1 protein-coding gene is annotated in these 337 nt (G+C 61.1%); it reads right to left on the bottom strand.

Annotated features, from left to right (window positions below):
- Nucleotides 1-204 (bottom strand): Clp protease N-terminal domain-containing protein (locus tag DIE23_RS39280; RefSeq protein ID WP_148093516.1); only part of this gene is annotated, 204 nt, incomplete at its 3' end.
- Between the last annotated feature and the right edge of the window lie 133 nt (nt 205-337).

Raw genomic sequence — 337 nt, 5'->3', positions numbered from 1 at the left:
CCAGACCTTGTCGATGTCGATCCCGTAGTGCCGCAGGATTGCAGGAATGTCGCCGTCTCCGGCCTCGATCAGCTTCAATAACCAGTGCTCGACCGTGATCTCATCTGCAAGGCGCGTTTGGCATAGACTCGCGGCCGCTTCGAGCGCTTTGGTGCAGTGCGGATTGAGTCGGCGGAGCAGGTGAGTGGTGTCGCGCAGGGTCATATTGAAGCTCGATCACGGAGAGGAGCGGGTGCCGTCGTCGACACTGCCCGCTCCCAGGTAGAAAAAGACCAGCCCGACGCACGGGCTGGTAAAGGAACCGGCAGCAGCAGCGAGTCGGTTCCACACACGCTGT

The sequence above is a fragment of the Burkholderia sp. Bp9143 genome (genome assembly GCF_003853645.1).
Lineage (GTDB): Bacteria > Pseudomonadota > Gammaproteobacteria > Burkholderiales > Burkholderiaceae > Burkholderia.
This window is presented reverse-complemented; position numbering and strand designations above follow the sequence as displayed.